The following is a 17,175-nucleotide window of genomic DNA, read 5'->3' as shown; positions in this document are numbered from 1 at the left end:
ATGAAAAAGAATTTATTGGCAATAATCTTTGCTTCCTTCTGTGCAGGAAGCCTTTCCGCACAAAATATCGCATGGCCCGAAGTAACTACGGAAGCTAAACCGGGTGCTCGCTGGTGGTGGATGGGGAGTGCGGTAGATGCGGCTAACCTGACCCGCAATCTGGAAGCATATTCCAAAGCCGGGATGGGCACGATGGAAGTTACTCCTATCTATGGGGTGCAGGGTAATGACGCAAACGAAATTCAGTTCCTGACTCCCGGGTGGATGCAAATGTTGCGCCATACGGAAAGTGAAGCTGCACGCCTGGGTATGAAGATTGATATGAACACAGGTACAGGCTGGCCTTTCGGTGGCCCGGAGGTGGGTATAGACGATGCTGCCTGTAAATTGCTGATTGAAGAATATACACTGAAGGGTGGTGAACGCCTGAAAGAAAAGATAGAAGTGACGGATGAAAAACAACGTCCGTATGCCAAACTGTGTAAGCTGATGGCTTTCAGAGTACTGACTGACGCTTCTACTTCGAAAGAGCGGAAAGCAGTGCCTTTTTATGATCTGACATCTCAAGTGAAAGATGGAAGGCTGGTATGGAAGGCCCCGAAAGGGGAGTGGCGGCTGATTGCCGCTTTCGTTGGTAAAACATTTCAGAAAGTGAAGCGTGCTGCTCCCGGTGGTGAAGGATATGTGATGAACCACTTTTCGGCAAAAGCAGTATCCAATTATCTGAACCGGTTTGAGCGGGCTTTTGCCGGAAAGGCGACTGATGGTTCTGCCGGAACTCCAACAGAGTATCCGCATAATTTCTTCAATGACTCTTATGAAGTTTACGGTGCCGACTGGACAGACGACCTGTTTGAGCAGTTTGCCCGTCGTCGCGGCTATAAACTGGAACACTTTCTTCCGGATTTCCTTTCGAAAGACCGGACAGAGACTACCCGTCGCATTATCTCCGATTACCGCGAAACTCTTGCCGAACTGCTTCAGGAGAACTTCACCCGCCAGTGGACGGACTGGGCGCATAAACATGGTTCACGCACCCGTAACCAGGCACATGGTTCTCCCGGTAATCTGATAGATCTTTACGCGACGGTCGACGTACCCGAATGTGAGGGGTTCGGACTGTCCGACTTCGGTATCCGAGGCTTGCGTAAGGACTCGCTGACGCGTCCCAACGACTCTGATCTTTCCATGCTGAAATATGCTTCTTCGGCAGCGCATATTGCCGGAAAACCGTTCACTACTTCGGAAACATTCACCTGGCTGACAGAGCACTTCCGCACTTCACTTTCGCAGTGCAAGCCCGATATGGACCTGATGTTTATCTCGGGTGTGAATCACATGTATTTTCATGGAACCACTTATTCACCCGCTGAGGCTGCCTGGCCGGGTTGGAAGTTCTATGCTTCCATTGATATGAGTCCTACGAATACTATTTGGCGGGATGCCCCTGTATTTTTCGATTATGTCACCCGTTGCCAGAGTTTCCTGCAAATGGGACAACCGGATAATGACTTCCTGGTTTATCTGCCTGTATACGATATGTGGGATGAACAGGACGGACGTCTGTTACTTTTCGATATTCATAAGATGGCAAGACGTGCGCCACGTTTCATAGAGGCGGTGCATCGTATTTATAGTGCGGGATATGATATGGACTATATTTCTGATAACTTCATCCGCAATGCCATGTGTCAGGACGGCAAGATATTGACTTCCGGCGGTGTCTCTTATAAAGCGCTGGTAGTTCCCGGTGTCCGCCTGATGCCTGCCGATGTACTGGAGAAACTGCTTCGTCTGGCAGATGAAGGTGCTACGATTGTCTTTCTGGAGCAATATCCGGAGGATGTGCCGGGGCTGAATGCTTTGGAAGGACGCCGTACTGAGTTCAATAAGGCGCTGGCACAGATAAAGGATCGGGAAGGAAAGGGGAATATTCTCTTTGGAACAGACTATACCCGTACGCTGGCTGCCACTGCTGCTGTTCCCGAAGAGATGAAAACAACTTTCGGATTAAGCGGCATTCGCCGCTCGCATCCTGAAGGACATCACTATTTCATCTCTGCTTTGAAAACAGAAGATATCGAAAACTGGATACCTTTGGCCGTGCAGGCACGTTCGGCAATGCTTTATAATCCGATGAACGGAACCTCCGGTAAGGCACGGTTGCGCCAGAATAACGGCAGGACGGAAGTGTTCCTGCAATTGGCATCCGGTGAATCTGTTATCCTGAAGACGTTCGCGGATCAGGAAGTTTCTGCACCCGAATATGGATACTGGACGCCTGTAGTTCAGAACGATGTGATGAAGACGTCTCCGGTAACTTATTCTTTTGCCGGTAAATGGGGATTCCACTTTGTAGAGGCAAACCCTGCGGTTGCTGCCACTCCGGACAGTGTATCTCTTGGCTCATGGACGGAAATTCCTACTGAAGGTGCAAAGAATGCGATGGGAGCTGCCTGCTATACCACTACGTTTACACTGAAGAGTCCTGCCGATGCCGGAGAGTGGATGCTTGACCTTGGAGATGTTCGTGAGAGTGCCCGTGTACGCATCAACGGACAGGCGGTAGCTACGCTTATTGCAGTTCCTTATCGTTGTTTGGTAGGTAAGTATCTTCGTCCGGGCGTGAATACATTGGAGGTGGAAGTAACCAATCTGCCCGCTAACCGTATTGCTGATATGGATCGGCGCGATGTTCCCTGGCGTATTTATAAGGATGCTAATATTGTGAATATCCATTATAAAAAGGATAATTATGGCAAATGGGAACCGGTTCCAAGCGGTTTGCTGGGACCTGTGCGCTTGATTCCTATGCAGACTTTGAAATAGTATTTATAATGCCCTTGAACAACACTTGCGTGGCATAAATGTAATGCAAGTGTTACTCAAATTAAAGCAATAATCAATGAAATCGAATCTAATTATGCTCTGCTTGCTTGGATTGGCAAGTACTCTGAATGCCCAGGATCCTCGCGAGAGGCATTACTACTACGAAATTCTTGATCCGAGGCACGAACCGAAACCCTTAGTGGAAGGTTTTGCCCGGGAACGGGTGACCGAGAATCTGAGTCGTGGACTGACAGTAACTCCTGCCCGTGATGGCAAAGGTGTTTATTTCAGCTGGCGGTTATTGGCATCGGATGCCCCCGGCACTGCTTTTCATGTCTATCGGGAAGCTGACGGTAAAGTGCGTCGCCTGACTAAAAAGCCACTTACGCAGACTTGTGACTTTATAGATGCTACTCCTGCCGAAAAGGCGTCTTATTGGGTGGAAGCCCTGGTGAAAGGAAAGAAGCCCGCCCTGTCAGAGAAACGGGAAGTGATCCTTTCCGAATTGAAACCTTATACTTCTATTCCATTGAAAGAGAATGTGAAAGCCGGGAAGATCGCTTTAGCAGATTTGAACGGTGACGGTATTTATGACTATATCATCCGTACTCCCGAAACGAATGTTGACCCCGGTATGCCCGGAGATACGACCGGAAAAACATATAAAATATCCGCTTACCTGAGTGACGGAACCTATCTCTGGACTTATGATATGGGACCGGGTATCGAACCGGGAATCTGGTATTCTCCTTTCATTGTATACGATTTCAATGGAGATGGGAAAGCAGAAGTTGCCATCAAGACCGCTGCTGATGACTATGTGAAGAATGAGAAAGGCCGTGTTTGTGGTGGCAGTGAATACCTCTCCGTGCTGGATGGCATGACCGGTAAAGAGATAGATCGCGTGGACTGGCCTGAACGGAACGACCGCTATGGAAATCTGATTCGCCAGAACCGCAACCAAATGGGGGTTGCCTATCTGGATGGAAAGACACCTCATATATTGGCTGCCCGCGGCACTTACAAACTGATGGTGGTAGATGCCTGGATGCTGAAAGACGGAAAACTGCAACGTGCCTGGCGTTGGGATGGAGATGAAGAAAATCCCATTGTGCGCAGTATGGGTGCGCACAGCATGGTGACGGCTGATGTGGACGGTGACGGACGGGATGAGATTCTGTTAGGCTCGTGTATGCTCGATGATAATGGTACGTTACTTTGGTCTTCCGGCTTGGGACATAGTGACAAGGCTTATCTCTGCAAACTTCAGCCGGATATGGAAGGTATGCAGGTGTTTATGGTGAGTGAACCGAAGAAAGAGGACGGTCGCGGTGTTTCCGTGGTGGATGCAGCCACCGGCAAATTGATCTGGAAAATCGGGCAGACCACCTATCATGTAGGTGATGGTATGGTGGCCGATTTTGATTCTTCACATCCCGGTATGGAATGTTTTGCCAGTGAAGACCGTAAAGGTGGCAGTACGGATAAATACCTGCTCACTGCCGATGGCAAGAAAATTAATACTACGAATGCAGAAGTACCCGGTTGCCGTAACTGGATATGGTGGGATGCGGACTTGTTGCGTGAGACTTTTAAAGGAGATGATAACCGCTGGGGAGCTTCTTCATCTTCCGGTGGGCGCAAACAAAGCATCTGGAAATGGCAGGGAGAAGTGCTGACCGAAGGAATTGAAGGCGATATCTTGATGATAGCCGACCTGGAAGGGGATTGGCGTGAAGAACTGATTACTGCTTTGCCGGGAGAGTTGCGTATCTATCATACCAATATTCCGGCTCGCGACCGCCGCGTAACGCTGATGCAGGACCCGCTTTATCGTAGCTATGTGGCGCATCGCAGCATGGGGTATCCGCAGGCGCCCGTACCTTCCTTCTATCTGGGAGAATAGAAATAAATATCTGATTATAAATAAAAAAGAACTAAGAATGACGAAACAATTGTATGTGATTGCAGCCGTTTGTCTGTGGTTGCTCAGTGCTTGCCAATCTTCAACGTATAAGTATGAAGCGGTATATAAAGACCTGCCTTTTGATATGCCAAGGGTAGAAGCACCGAAGTTCCCTGATCGCAAGGTGAACCTCGCTGACTTCGGTGCAATAGGTAATGGCGAAGAACTTTGTACGGCGGCTTTTGCCAAAGCTATTGATGCTTTGGCGGAAAAGGGGGGCGGACATTTGATTGTTCCTGCTGGTGTCTGGTTTACAGGCCCTATTGTACTGAAAAGTAATATTGACCTGCACTTGGAAAAGGGTGCTGTTATTCTCTTTTCACCTGATGTAGACCTTTATCCACTGGTAGATACTGTATTTGAAGGATTGGATACCCGTCGTTGCCAATCGCCTGTTTCCGGACACAATCTGGAAAATGTAGCGATAACCGGAGAAGGTGCCATTGATGGTAACGGACATTATTGGCGTCCTCTGAAACGGGAGAAAGTAACAGAAGGTGTATGGAAACAGACTATCGCCCGGGGTGGGGTATATAAACGTCCCACCTATTGGTTCCCTTATCCGCAGACGTTGAAAGGGGATACTATCAGTAATATGAATGTGCCTCAGAATCTGAAAACCGAGGAAGAGTGGCAGAGCGTGCGTCATTTTCTTCGTCCGGTGATGGTGAGCCTGATAGAGTGTAAGAATGTATGGTTGCAGGGTGTGATTTTCCAGAATTCACCGGCATGGAACCTGCATCCGTTGATGTGTGAGAATGTGCTGATAGAAGAAGTACAGGTTCGTAATCCGAGTTATGCGCAGAATGGTGATGGTCTGGATCTGGAATCTTGCAAGAATGCACTGATTGTGAACTCTACATTTGATGTGGGCGATGATGGTATTTGTCTGAAGAGTGGTAAAGACGAAGACGGTCGCCGCCGGGGACGTGTTTGTGAGAATGTGGTGGTAGATGGTTGTACAGTATTCAAAGGCCACGGTGGTTTTGTGGTTGGCAGTGAAATGAGTGGCGGTGTACGCAATGTCTCTGTCAGCAATTGTCAGTTCCTGGGGACGGATGTCGGTTTGCGTTTTAAGAGCAAGCGTGGGCGCGGAGGAGTTGTTGAGAATATCTGGATACGTAATATTGCCATGATGGATATCCCGACGGAGCCGATTACATTCAATCTTTATTATGGTGGCAAATCGGCTGTTGAAGTGTTGGAAAGTGGTGAGAAGGTACCTGCTAAAGTAGATCCGCTGCCGGTGGATGAAACTACGCCTTGTTTCCGTAATATTCATGTGAAGAACCTGGTTTGTGCCGGAGCCCGCCGTGCCTTATTCTTCAATGGTATCCCTGAAATGCCGATTGACGGTATTGTGTTGGAAGATATAGATATTACTTCTAAATTGGGAGCTGAATTTATATATAGTAAGAATATCAGTATGAAGAATGTGAATATTCGCAATACGGAAGGGGAAAAGATAGTGACCCGTTATTGTGAAGGGGTGGAGGAGTAATTCGCTCTCTGTGCACTTTCTGGTAAGAATATCAGAAACAGCACTTTTTCAATCAAAACTAATACAAAGTATAGGGGAGGTTTCCCCTATTTTTGTATCGTCAAATTATATTTAATATCATGAAACATTGCTTTTTTGCGGTTGATTTGGGAGCTACCAGCGGCCGTACCATATTGGGAACATTTACTCCGCAGGGATTGGAATTGCAGGATGTAAACCGCTTTCCCAACCATCTGATCGAAGTCGGCGGACATTACTACTGGGATATTTACGAATTGTATCGTCACATTCTGGAAGGCTTGAAACTGGCTGCCCGCATGGATGATGTACAGATAACTTCTATCGGAATTGATACTTGGGGAGTGGATTTTGTATGCGTAGGTAAAGACGGGGGATTGCTTCGTCAGCCTTATTCTTATCGTGATTCGCATACTAAGGGTGCTCCTGAGGCATTCTTCACCCGTGTTCCTCGTAAGCAAGTTTATGGATGGACAGGCATCCAGGTCATGAATTTCAATTCACTTTTTCAATTAGATACCTTACGTCGTAATAAAGATAGTGCACTGGAAGCAGCTGATAAGATACTTTTCATGCCGGATGCACTCAGTTACTTATTGACGGGGGAGATGGTGACAGAATATACCATTGCCACCACAGCGCAACTGGTGAATGCGGAAACACGTCGTCTGGAACCGGTATTGTTAAAAGAAATCGGATTAACGGAAGAGCATTTCGGCCGTTTTGTTTATCCGGGTGAAAAGGTAGGTGTATTGACTAAAGAAATACAAACGATAACCGGGTTGGGAGCAATTCCGGTGATTGCTGTTGCCGGGCATGATACGGCTTCGGCTGTGGCGGCTGTGCCGGCATTGGATCGTAACTTTGCTTATCTGAGTAGCGGCACATGGTCATTGATGGGTGTAGAGACGGATGCACCGGTTATTAATAAAGAAACCGAAACTTTAAATTTTACGAATGAGGGCGGTGTTGCCGGAACCATTCGTCTACTCAAGAATATTTGTGGAATGTGGTTACTGGAACGCTGCCGTTGCGATTGGGAAGAAATCTCTTATCCCGAACTGATCGCCGAAGCGGAAGCCAGTGAACCGTTCCGTAGCCTGATAAATCCGGATGATGCTCTGTTTGCCAATCCGATGAATATGGAACAGGCAATCCGTACTTATTGTGCTGACCATCATCAGCCGATACCGGAGACCCGAGGGCAAGTGGTACGGTGTATCTTCGAAAGTCTGGCACTGCGCTATCGTCAGGTGCTGGAGAACCTGCGCGGTCTTTCTCCCCGTCCGGTAGAGGCCTTGCATGTTATCGGAGGTGGCAGTCGTAATGATTTATTAAATCAGTGGACAGCCAATGCAGTAGGTATACCAGTAGTGGCCGGTCCGTCAGAAGCGACAGCAATTGGTAATGTCATGATACAAGCCCTTACAGCGGGTGCGGCGAGTGATGTTGTTTCCATGCGTCAGCTCATCAACCGTTCCATTCCGTTGAAAACCTTCACCCCGGAAAATGTGGAAGTATGGAATGCTGCTTATCTGCACTTTCTGCAGCTAGCCTGAGTTCCCTTACCGCTTGAATAGAAAATACTTAATGTTTAAAACTTTATAATTAAAACTAGTACCATCATGAAAGAAGAATTAATCCAGAGAGCCTATGAATTGGCAAAAGAACGTTATGCGGCTATTGGCGTAGATGTAGAAAAAGCAATGGATGCTTTGCAAAAGATTTCCCTCTCCCTGCACTGTTGGCAGGCAGATGATGTAGCCGGATTTGAAGCGCAGGGTGCGCTGACAGGAGGTATCCAGGCTACCGGAAACTATCCCGGCAAAGCTCGCAATATGGAAGAATTGAGACAAGACGTCTTGAAAGCGGCCAGCTATATCCCCGGAACTCATCGTTTGAATCTGCATGAAATCTATGGTGACTTTGGCGGTAAGTTCGTTGACCGTGATCAGGTGGAGCCGGCTCATTTTGAAAGCTGGATACAATGGGCGGCCGAAAATAATATGAAGCTGGACTTCAACTCTACCTCTTTCTCTCATCCGAAGAGTGGTAATCTTTCACTTGCTAATCCTGATAAAGGAATCCGTGATTTCTGGGTAGAACATACAAAACGTTGCCGTGCTATTGCCGAAGAAATGGGTAAGCGTCAGGGCGATCCTTGTATCATGAACTTGTGGGTACATGATGGAAGTAAGGATATTACTGTAAACCGTATGTTATATCGCGAGTTACTGAAGGATTCTTTGGATCGTATCTTCGAGGTGGAATACAAGAATATGAAGGACTGTGTGGAATCTAAGGTATTCGGTATCGGTCTGGAGAGTTATACGGTAGGTTCCAATGATTTTTATATCGGTTATGGTGTGAGCCGTAATAAGATTGTTACGCTGGATACAGGTCACTTCCATCCGACAGAAAGCGTTGCCGACAAGTTGTCTTCATTGTTACTGTTTATTCCGGAAATCATGCTGCACGTGAGCCGTCCGGTACGTTGGGATTCTGACCATGTAACGATAATGAATGATGAGACGATGGACCTCTGCAAAGAAATCGTACGTTGTAATGCGTTAGATCGCGTGCATATCGGTTTGGACTATTTTGATGCTTCTATCAATCGTATCGGTGCGTATGTAGTGGGTAGCCGTGCTACACAGAAATGTATGTTGCAAGCTCTGCTGGAACCGCTGGATACATTGCGTAAATACGAGGCGAACGATCAGCTGTTTGAACGCCTTGCTTTGCTCGAAGAAGGAAAATCTCTGCCTTGGAATGCTGTTTGGGATATGTTCTGTCTGAAGAACGGTGTACCTGTAGGTGAGGATTTCATTACTGAGATACAGAAATACGAAGCAGACGTTACGTCGAAACGTAATTAAGGGATTAATGATTAGTAATGAGTGTTTAGCGGAGAAAGCTGTATCTTTGTACGGTTCTTTGTGTTAAACACTCATCACTTATCACTAAACGTTATTATCATGAATACACTGATAGGATTGTTGATTATAGCTATCGGGAGCTTCGGGCAGAGTAGTTCGTATGTACCCATTAACAAGGTGAAAAACTGGTCGTGGGAGAGTTTCTGGCTTGTACAGGGAATCTTTGCGTGGCTTGTTTTCCCATTGTTAGGTGCGTTGCTTGCCATTCCGGCGGGAAGTTCGCTGATTGAACTCTGGGGCGCAGGAGGCGCTTTGCCCGCAATGGTTTACGGTGTTCTGTGGGGCGTGGGCGGACTAACATTCGGATTGAGCATGCGCTATTTGGGTGTAGCACTCGGACAGAGTATTGCCCTCGGTACGTGCGCCGGTTTCGGAACACTTTTCCCGGCTTTGTTTGCCGGAAAAGACTTGCTTCATGGTGAAGGACTGATGTTGCTCATCGGCGTATGTATCACGTTGGCAGGTATTGCTATTATCGGATATGCCGGTAGTCTTCGTTCCAAGAATATGACGGAAGAAGAAAAACGCGCTGCCGTTAAGGATTTTGCTCTGACAAAAGGGCTGCTTGTGGCTCTGTTGGCAGGTGTGATGAGCGCTTGTTTCGCTCTCGGTCTGGATGCGGGAACACCGATAAAAGAGGCTGCTTTGGTTGGTGGAGTAGAAGCACTCTATGCCGGATTACCTGTAATTTTCCTGGTAACTCTTGGAGGTTTCTGTACGAATGCCGCTTACTGTATTTGGCAGAATATCAAGAATAAGACGGGTAAGGAATATCTTTCTGTGAAAGGTTCGGTACTGACGAACAATCTGTTGTTCTGTGCGCTTGCAGGCGTATTGTGGTATTCTCAGTTCTTCGGTCTTGAAATGGGTAAGAGCTTCCTGACAGACAGTCCTGTACTGCTTGCTTTCTCCTGGAGTATCCTGATGTCATTGAACGTAACGTTCAGCAATGTCTGGGGAATTCTGTTGAAGGAATGGAAAGGTGTCAGCAATACTACGATTACGGTTCTTATTCTGGGTTTGGTAGTTCTGATATCTTCTATTATTGTGGTGGCAATGGCGCAAGTATAATAGTATATATAGCTAAGAGCTACGAGTTACAAGTGCCTTTCGGTATGATAGCGCAGCAACTCGTAGTTTGTAACTCGTAATTTGTAACTTAATTTATTATAATGAAATCAATTCTCGAAAACCGTCCGGCATTGACTTATGCAGTCAATCAAGTGGCAGAAGTTGCCGGATATCTCTGGCAAAAAGGGTGGGCCGAACGTAATGGCGGTAATATCACCCTGAATATTACTGAATTTGTAGACGATGAAATAAAAGCATTGCCTGCCATCAGCGAAGTGAAACAAATCGGCGCTACTCTTCCGTATCTGAAAGATTGCTATTTCTATTGCAAGGGCACCAATAAGCGCATGCGCGATCTGGCCCGTTGGCCGATGGAGCACGGTTCTGTGATTCGTATTCTGGATGACTGTGCCAGCTATGTTATCATTGCCGATCATCCGGTGATGCCTACTTCTGAACTTCCTGCCCATCTTAGTGTGCACAATCGCTTGATAGAGAAAGGATCTCCCTATAAAGCTTCATTGCATACCCATCCTATCGAACTGATTGCTATGACGCATTGCAAGAAATTCCTGGAGAAGGATGTGGCTACCAATTTGCTTTGGAGTATGATTCCTGAGACAAAGGCTTTCTGTCCGCGTGGTTTAGGCATCATTCCTTACGAACTGCCAAGCTCCGTGAAACTGGCGGAAGCAACTATTGAACAACTTGAAGATTATGACGTGGCTATGTGGGAAAAACATGGTGTTTTTGCTGTAGATGTGGATGTTATGTCAGCTTTCGATCAGGTAGATGTATTGAATAAATCTGCCTTGATTTATATTGCTGCCAAAAACATGGGCTTTGAACCTGATGGTATGAGTCAGGAGCAAATGCAGGAAATGACTCGCGCATTTAATCTTCCTAAATAACTTTAAAGCGGATAGTAGTAGTTTCCGTCTGCTACTATCCGCTTGCTACTAACTACTTAAAACTATAATCATGAAACGAACATTCTTTTCCCTCGCCCTGCTGTTGGCAGTGGCAACCCTTACCGCCCAAACAAAGATGACGGCAAGAGAAGCTGCCGTAAAGATTGCAGACCGCATTCTTGCCAGCACTACATATGAGTTCAAGAATACGAAGACTGGTGAGACGTATAAATCCGTCAAGAAATTGCCTCTTGATATGGATGTGAAGGTAGCATGCAAGTACAATAACTGGCACTATACCAATGGGGTAACAAACATGGCTTTGATGGAACTGGGTGATAAACTCGGTGATAAGAAGTATGAGAAATATGTTTTGAAGAATATGAACTTCGTGTTCAATGAAGGTAATCTTGATTTCTTCCGTAAACAATATGACGAGGCTTTCAAGCAGGATGGTTGGAATGCTGTCCGCAAATTGAGTTGGCACATGATCTTTCGAGGCAAACGTCTGGACGATAATGGACCGATGGGAGCCAGTCTGATAGAATTGCAGCTGAAGTATCCCAATGATTCATTTTTGGGTTACATTAATGAGACTGCCGAACATCTGAATTATGGTGAACCTCGTTTGGTTGATGGCACTATTGCGCGTATCTGGCCACACGTCAATACTATTTGGGCGGATGATGCCTTCATGGCCATCTCTTTCCTTGCCCGCATGGGTAAGATAACCGGTGATGAAAAGTATTTCAATGATGCTGCCAATCAGGTATTGAATTATAATCGCTATCTCTGGTGCCCTGAAAAGCAGATTTATTATCACTGTTATCATACAGACAATAAGGAACACGGAGTGGCTCATTGGAGCCGTGCCAACGGCTGGGTGTTTATGGCACAAGCTGATTTGCTCAGTATGATGCCGAAAGATCATCCAATGCGTGAGGCGGTTATTGAGAACTTCCGTCAGCAAGCCAGTGGTGTAGCACGCTATCAAGGTAAGAACGGACTTTGGCATCAATTGCTGGATAAAGAAGATTCTTATGAGGAAATTACAGGTACAGCAATGTTTGTATTCGGTATTGCCCGTGGTGTAAAGGAAGGTTGGCTACATCCGGACTTTATCTATGTGGCCGAACAAGGTCTGAAAGGTATGATGAAAAAAATCTCTGATGATGGTGATGTAACCTCTATTTGTGTAGGAACGGGTATCATGCCTTCTGTAGCATACTATTACAACCGTCCCACCCAGGAGAACGATCCTATGGGTGAAGGTCCTGTACTTCGTGCACTTATCGAGATGATAGATGCACCGAAGTATACGGAAATCAAGGCAGAGCAGCAATATGATAAGATTGTTGTGAAGAAATAGTATTTCCTTTCTTTAATAATATTTATAGGTCCGTTCCGGGGATATTTTACAATTAACCCGGAACGGACGTTTTTTTATTCACAAATAATTCCTATTTTTGTCCGAACCTATCATGCAAAACACGTATTATGACTAAAAACTATAATGATTTAGGAGTTGAATTCAAGTATCTGATTGTGAATGATATGGACCAGAAATTTGGTCTGTGGGTAAATACTGTAGGCTTTCAGTCTATCCAGCCTAATTCTCCTTATCCCTTAAAAGATCATCCTTCCGGCTACTTTTTCAACGCAAAGAAAGGGCGTGTTTTGCGTGAGTATCAGTTGGTATACATCACAAAAGGACGCGGACTGTTTACTTCTGATACTACTCCCGAGAAACAAGTATGCAAAGGACGGCTCATGGTGCTCTTCCCTGGACAATGGCATACCTATCATCCTTATCAGCAGACAGGTTGGAATGAATATTACATCGGTTTTGAAGGGCCAGTCATTGATGACATGATACGTGGCGGTTTTCTTTCTAAAGATAATCAGGTCCTGGAAGTTGGATTGAATGAGGAATTGGTAACACTTTTCTCACGTGCTTTGGAAATAGCAGAGGCAGATAAAATCTCTTCCCAGCAGTATCTTTCCGGTATTGTTCTGCACATGATAGGAATGATTCTCTCTATTTCTAAGAATAAGATTTTTGAGGTGGGAGATGTGGACCAGAAGATTGAACAGGCGAAAATTATAATGAATGAGAATGTATTTAAGGATATTGATCCGGAAGAACTAGCAATGAAATTGAATATCAGTTATTCGTGGTTTCGCAAAGTATTCAAGGATTATACAGGGTATGCGCCTGCCAAATATTTTCAGGAACTTAAGTTACGTAAAGCAAAACAATTATTGGTCGGTACTTCTCAATCAGTCAAGGAAATCTCCTTTATGCTTGATTATAAATCAACAGAACATTTCTTTTCTCTTTTTAAAAAACGTACAGGCTTTACTCCACTAGAATATAGGTCTTTTGGCCGTGAAACAGACGTGGAAGAAGAGAACTTATTATAAAATCAAAATGCTCAGTTTAAGATCAAAATGATTATTAATTGCTTGTGATTTAGGCGTTTCTACGAACTGAATGCTTTTTAGTTCATGAAGAAAATCAAAAAAGGAAGTCTTTCGGTCAAAACTCTCAATTTTACCCCTTGCTGGATTCTCTATATTTGCCAACACAAGTTCTGTGCTCGATAACGGGTACTTGCCTTGTTAGGCTTGAATTTATTTATTAATCAATTATATTAATAATCTATGAGAATCTTACACAAAAACCTCTGCTTGTTAATGCTCCTATTAATAGGTAGTTCTCTAAGTATTTTTGCTCAGAACAAAACAATCACCGGTACAGTTCGCGATGCGATAGATGTGGTGATTGGTGCTTCTGTAACAGTGAAAAGTAATAATTCAATCGGCACGATTACCGATATGGATGGTAACTTTAAACTTTCTGTACCGTCTTCTGCAAAGGAGTTGGTTGTTTCATTTATTGGTTATGATAATCAAACTGTAGTAATTGGTAACAAAACTCATTTTGATGTTACATTAAAAGAGTCTTCTGTGATGTTGGAAGAAGTTGTTGCCATTGGTTATGCGAAGGTGAAACGTAAAGATCTGACGGGAGCAACTTCTTCGGTGTCAAGCAACGATTTGGCAGCAGTTCCGGCTATGACTGCTGCACAGGCTTTGCAAGGTAAGGCTGCCGGTGTAAATATTGTTACTGCCAGTGGTGCTCCGGGTGCAGGAGCTAATATCACTATTCGTGGAGGTATGTCTATTACTCAAAGTACTGCACCACTCTATATTGTGGACGGATTTGAAATGAGTGATGCGCTCAGCAATATTGATGTGAATGATATAGAAAGTATTGATGTGTTGAAGGATGCTTCATCTACGGCAATTTATGGTGCACGTGGTTCTAACGGTATCATTTTGATTACAACTAAATCGGGTAAGAAAGGTAAGACTCAAGTAAATTATAATACTTATTTTTCATTCGATGTACTCAGTAAAAAGCTGGATATGATGTCTGATGCTGAAGAGTATGTGAAATATCAGTATGAATTTGCTAATTTGCAGGGGGTGCCGGGTAACTGGAGCAGTGTTTTTGATAATAATCTAGCTACGGATGTCTCCGATTTCTATACAGGTGCTTACAGCCGTATTCATGATCGCTATGCCGGTGCTTCCACACTTGATTGGCAGGACGAAGTATTTGGAGGTTCTGCTTTAACACAAAGTCATAATGTCAATGTTACTACGGGTACCGATAAGACACAAGTGATGTTGACTTACAATTATAATGGGCAAGATGGTTTGCTGGCTAATCATAGTTCTAATAGAAGTTCATTCCGTACAAAGATCAATACAGAACTCTATAAGGGGGTTCGCTTGGATGTAAATGCTATGTTTTCTAATAAGAAAACGATGGGTGGTGGTGCTTATTCTGGTATGAAGAACGTTTTGCTTCAGCCAATCAATGGAGGTACTATGTTTACACAAGATGAATTGTTGAATACTCAGACCTATCCGAATTATTCTTCTCTGAACAGTAATTATGATACGGCTAATCCACTAGTTCAGAATGAGGCTTCTACCTCTAAAAAACGTTCACGTATGTATTCGGTTAATGCCGGGATAGAATTTGATCTCTTTAAATATTTTACTTGGCGTACAGCTGGAAGTTATACATGGTCTAGTTCTAAATCAGATTCATTTGCTGACCATAATTCTACTTCTTATTTGATGGATCCGAAAAATACAGGTATTAATGGTAGTATTGGTAATGATGAGTCTTACAAATGGCAAATCACTAATACTCTTAACTATCATCAGACTTTTGCTAAAAAACATAAGTTGAATGTTTTGTTAGGACATGAAGCTTCTTATAGCGAATCGGAAGGAAATTCAATGAAGCTTAGACAATTCCCGTATCCTAACTTCGGGCTTGATAATATAGCTAATGCTACGGTTTATGAGAAGAGTGTTTCTCATAAGCATAGCGGTATTGTTTCTGCTTTTGCACGTGCTAACTATAATTTTGACGAACGATATCTGTTTACAGCTACTGTCCGTGCCGATGGTTCTTCTAAATTTGCAGACGGTAACAGATGGGGTGTCTTCCCTTCTGCATCAGCTGCATGGCGTATTTCTGAAGAAAGTTTCTTTAAAGAAAGTAGTCTGATGAATTATGTTAATAGTTTGAAATTGCGTGTGGGATACGGAACGACGGGTAATTGTAATATCGGTGATTACTTATACACAACTTCGATTAAGGAGTCTGATTATCCGATGAATAATAATACCGGTACATTGGCTTATGTACTGGATACCACTTTAGGAAATAAGAATTTAAAATGGGAGACATTGCGTTCCACTAATGTTGGTTTGGATGTTGCTTTGTTTAATAGTCGCGTGAATCTGACAGCAGAATGGTATAACAATGAAGTAAGTGATATGTTGATGAAATGTGTTATCCCATCTTCAACTGGTTATACAGCGCAATATCAAAATGTGGGAAAAATGCGTAACCGGGGTTTTGAATTGACTCTCAATACGGTGAATATAAGAACAAAGGACTTTAGTTGGACTTCAGACCTGAATTTGGCATTCAATCGCTCCAAAGTGATTTCGTTGGAAACTGGACAGAATGAAAAAACTTTTGCTGTTGGCGGTAATCGTTCCGGTACAGTAACTTATTATGCTGTAGTTGGCCAGAAGCTAGGTGACATGTATGGTTATATATATGATGGAGTCTATACTACTGATGATTTTATGCAGGACGATAAAGGTAATTTCTCCTTGCGTGAAGGCGTTGTTGTTCCTGTAAATTCAAAGGGAGAAGCTAAACCTGTGCAACCTGGTGATATTAAATTTGCAGCAAATCAAACCGGTGAAGATGGTACAGCACAATTCTCTGAAGCTCATAAGGTAAAGATTGGTAATGGTACTCCGGATTGTATCGGCGGTTTTAATAATACTTTTACTTTCCGTGGTTTTGATTTGAGTGTATTTATGAAATTCTCTATCGGAAACGATATTTATAACGCAACTAAGCATAGTATGAGCCCTTATGGACAATTCCAAAATGTACCTGCTGAGTTTGGAAGTAACTACTATCGTCTGATAGATCCTGTAACGGGACAGAAAGCTACAACATTAGCACGCATCAAAGAATTGAACCCTGATGAATCTTCTCGTTTGTGGAATTTGGGTAGTACGAATTCAAGTTATATCACTTATCCTTCTTCTTATTATGTAGAGGATGGCTCCTATCTGCGTATTGCACAGGTAACGGTAGGTTATACATTCCCCAAGAGATGGTTACAGAAAGCTATGATTTCTAATGCGCGTATTTACTTCACGGCTAATAATCTGGCTACGATTACCGGCTATTCTGGTTATGACCCTGAAGTTTCTGCTGGTAGTAGTGATTATGTGGCTTGTACGCCTGGATATGACAGTTCTATGTATCCTCGCTCCAGAAGCTATGTAATCGGTCTTAACTTAACATTCTAATCTAAAACGTTT

General features: G+C 44.2%; 10 protein-coding genes. All 10 read left to right on the top strand.

Annotation, left to right across the window (positions count from 1 at the left end; translation table 11 throughout):
• The 10 genes from VYM24_RS02215 (at window position 1) to VYM24_RS02170 (ending at window position 17,163) form a co-directional block, all read left to right on the top strand.
• On the top strand, window positions 1–2,829 hold the full coding sequence (locus VYM24_RS02215; RefSeq protein ID WP_330941350.1) for an alpha-L-rhamnosidase: 2,829 nt from the start codon (window positions 1–3) through the stop codon (window positions 2,827–2,829).
• A 76-nt stretch (window positions 2,830–2,905) separates the two neighbouring features.
• Window positions 2,906–4,735, top strand: a complete 1,830-nt coding sequence (locus VYM24_RS02210; RefSeq protein WP_330941349.1) for a rhamnogalacturonan lyase family protein — start codon at window positions 2,906–2,908, stop codon at window positions 4,733–4,735.
• 37 nt (window positions 4,736–4,772) lie between these two features.
• Window positions 4,773–6,296, top strand: a complete 1,524-nt coding sequence (locus VYM24_RS02205; protein ID WP_291550219.1) for a glycoside hydrolase family 28 protein — start codon at window positions 4,773–4,775, stop codon at window positions 6,294–6,296.
• A 119-nt stretch (window positions 6,297–6,415) separates the two neighbouring features.
• A complete protein-coding gene (locus VYM24_RS02200) occupies window positions 6,416–7,873 on the top strand; it encodes a rhamnulokinase (protein WP_299095175.1) in 1,458 nt (485 codons plus the stop codon).
• A gap of 66 nt (window positions 7,874–7,939) precedes the next feature.
• Window positions 7,940–9,193, top strand: coding sequence for an L-rhamnose isomerase (locus VYM24_RS02195; RefSeq protein WP_291550217.1), 1,254 nt, complete (start codon window positions 7,940–7,942; stop codon window positions 9,191–9,193).
• A gap of 99 nt (window positions 9,194–9,292) precedes the next feature.
• Entirely contained in the window at window positions 9,293–10,324 is a 1,032-nt protein-coding gene (gene rhaT / locus VYM24_RS02190) for an L-rhamnose/proton symporter RhaT (protein ID WP_291550216.1), read from the top strand.
• Window positions 10,325–10,425: 101 nt separating this feature from the next.
• Window positions 10,426–11,235, top strand: coding sequence for a rhamnulose-1-phosphate aldolase (gene rhaD / locus VYM24_RS02185; protein ID WP_007210553.1), 810 nt, complete (start codon window positions 10,426–10,428; stop codon window positions 11,233–11,235).
• A 70-nt stretch (window positions 11,236–11,305) separates the two neighbouring features.
• Window positions 11,306–12,604: a glycoside hydrolase family 88/105 protein gene (locus VYM24_RS02180; protein ID WP_291550215.1), complete on the top strand. Its 1,299-nt coding sequence runs from the start codon at window positions 11,306–11,308 to the stop codon at window positions 12,602–12,604.
• A 128-nt stretch (window positions 12,605–12,732) separates the two neighbouring features.
• Window positions 12,733–13,659, top strand: coding sequence for an AraC family transcriptional regulator (locus VYM24_RS02175; RefSeq protein ID WP_291550214.1), 927 nt, complete (start codon window positions 12,733–12,735; stop codon window positions 13,657–13,659).
• Between the two features lie 240 nt (window positions 13,660–13,899).
• A complete protein-coding gene (locus tag VYM24_RS02170) occupies window positions 13,900–17,163 on the top strand; it encodes a SusC/RagA family TonB-linked outer membrane protein (protein WP_330941348.1) in 3,264 nt (1,087 codons plus the stop codon).
• Window positions 17,164–17,175 lie beyond the last annotated feature (12 nt).

Origin of the sequence: Bacteroides sp. MSB163, from assembly GCF_036416795.1 — a bacterium.
GTDB lineage: Bacteria > Bacteroidota > Bacteroidia > Bacteroidales > Bacteroidaceae > Bacteroides > Bacteroides maternus.
The sequence above is the reverse complement of the archived record's forward strand: the minus strand, read 5'-3'. Positions and strand labels throughout refer to the sequence as shown.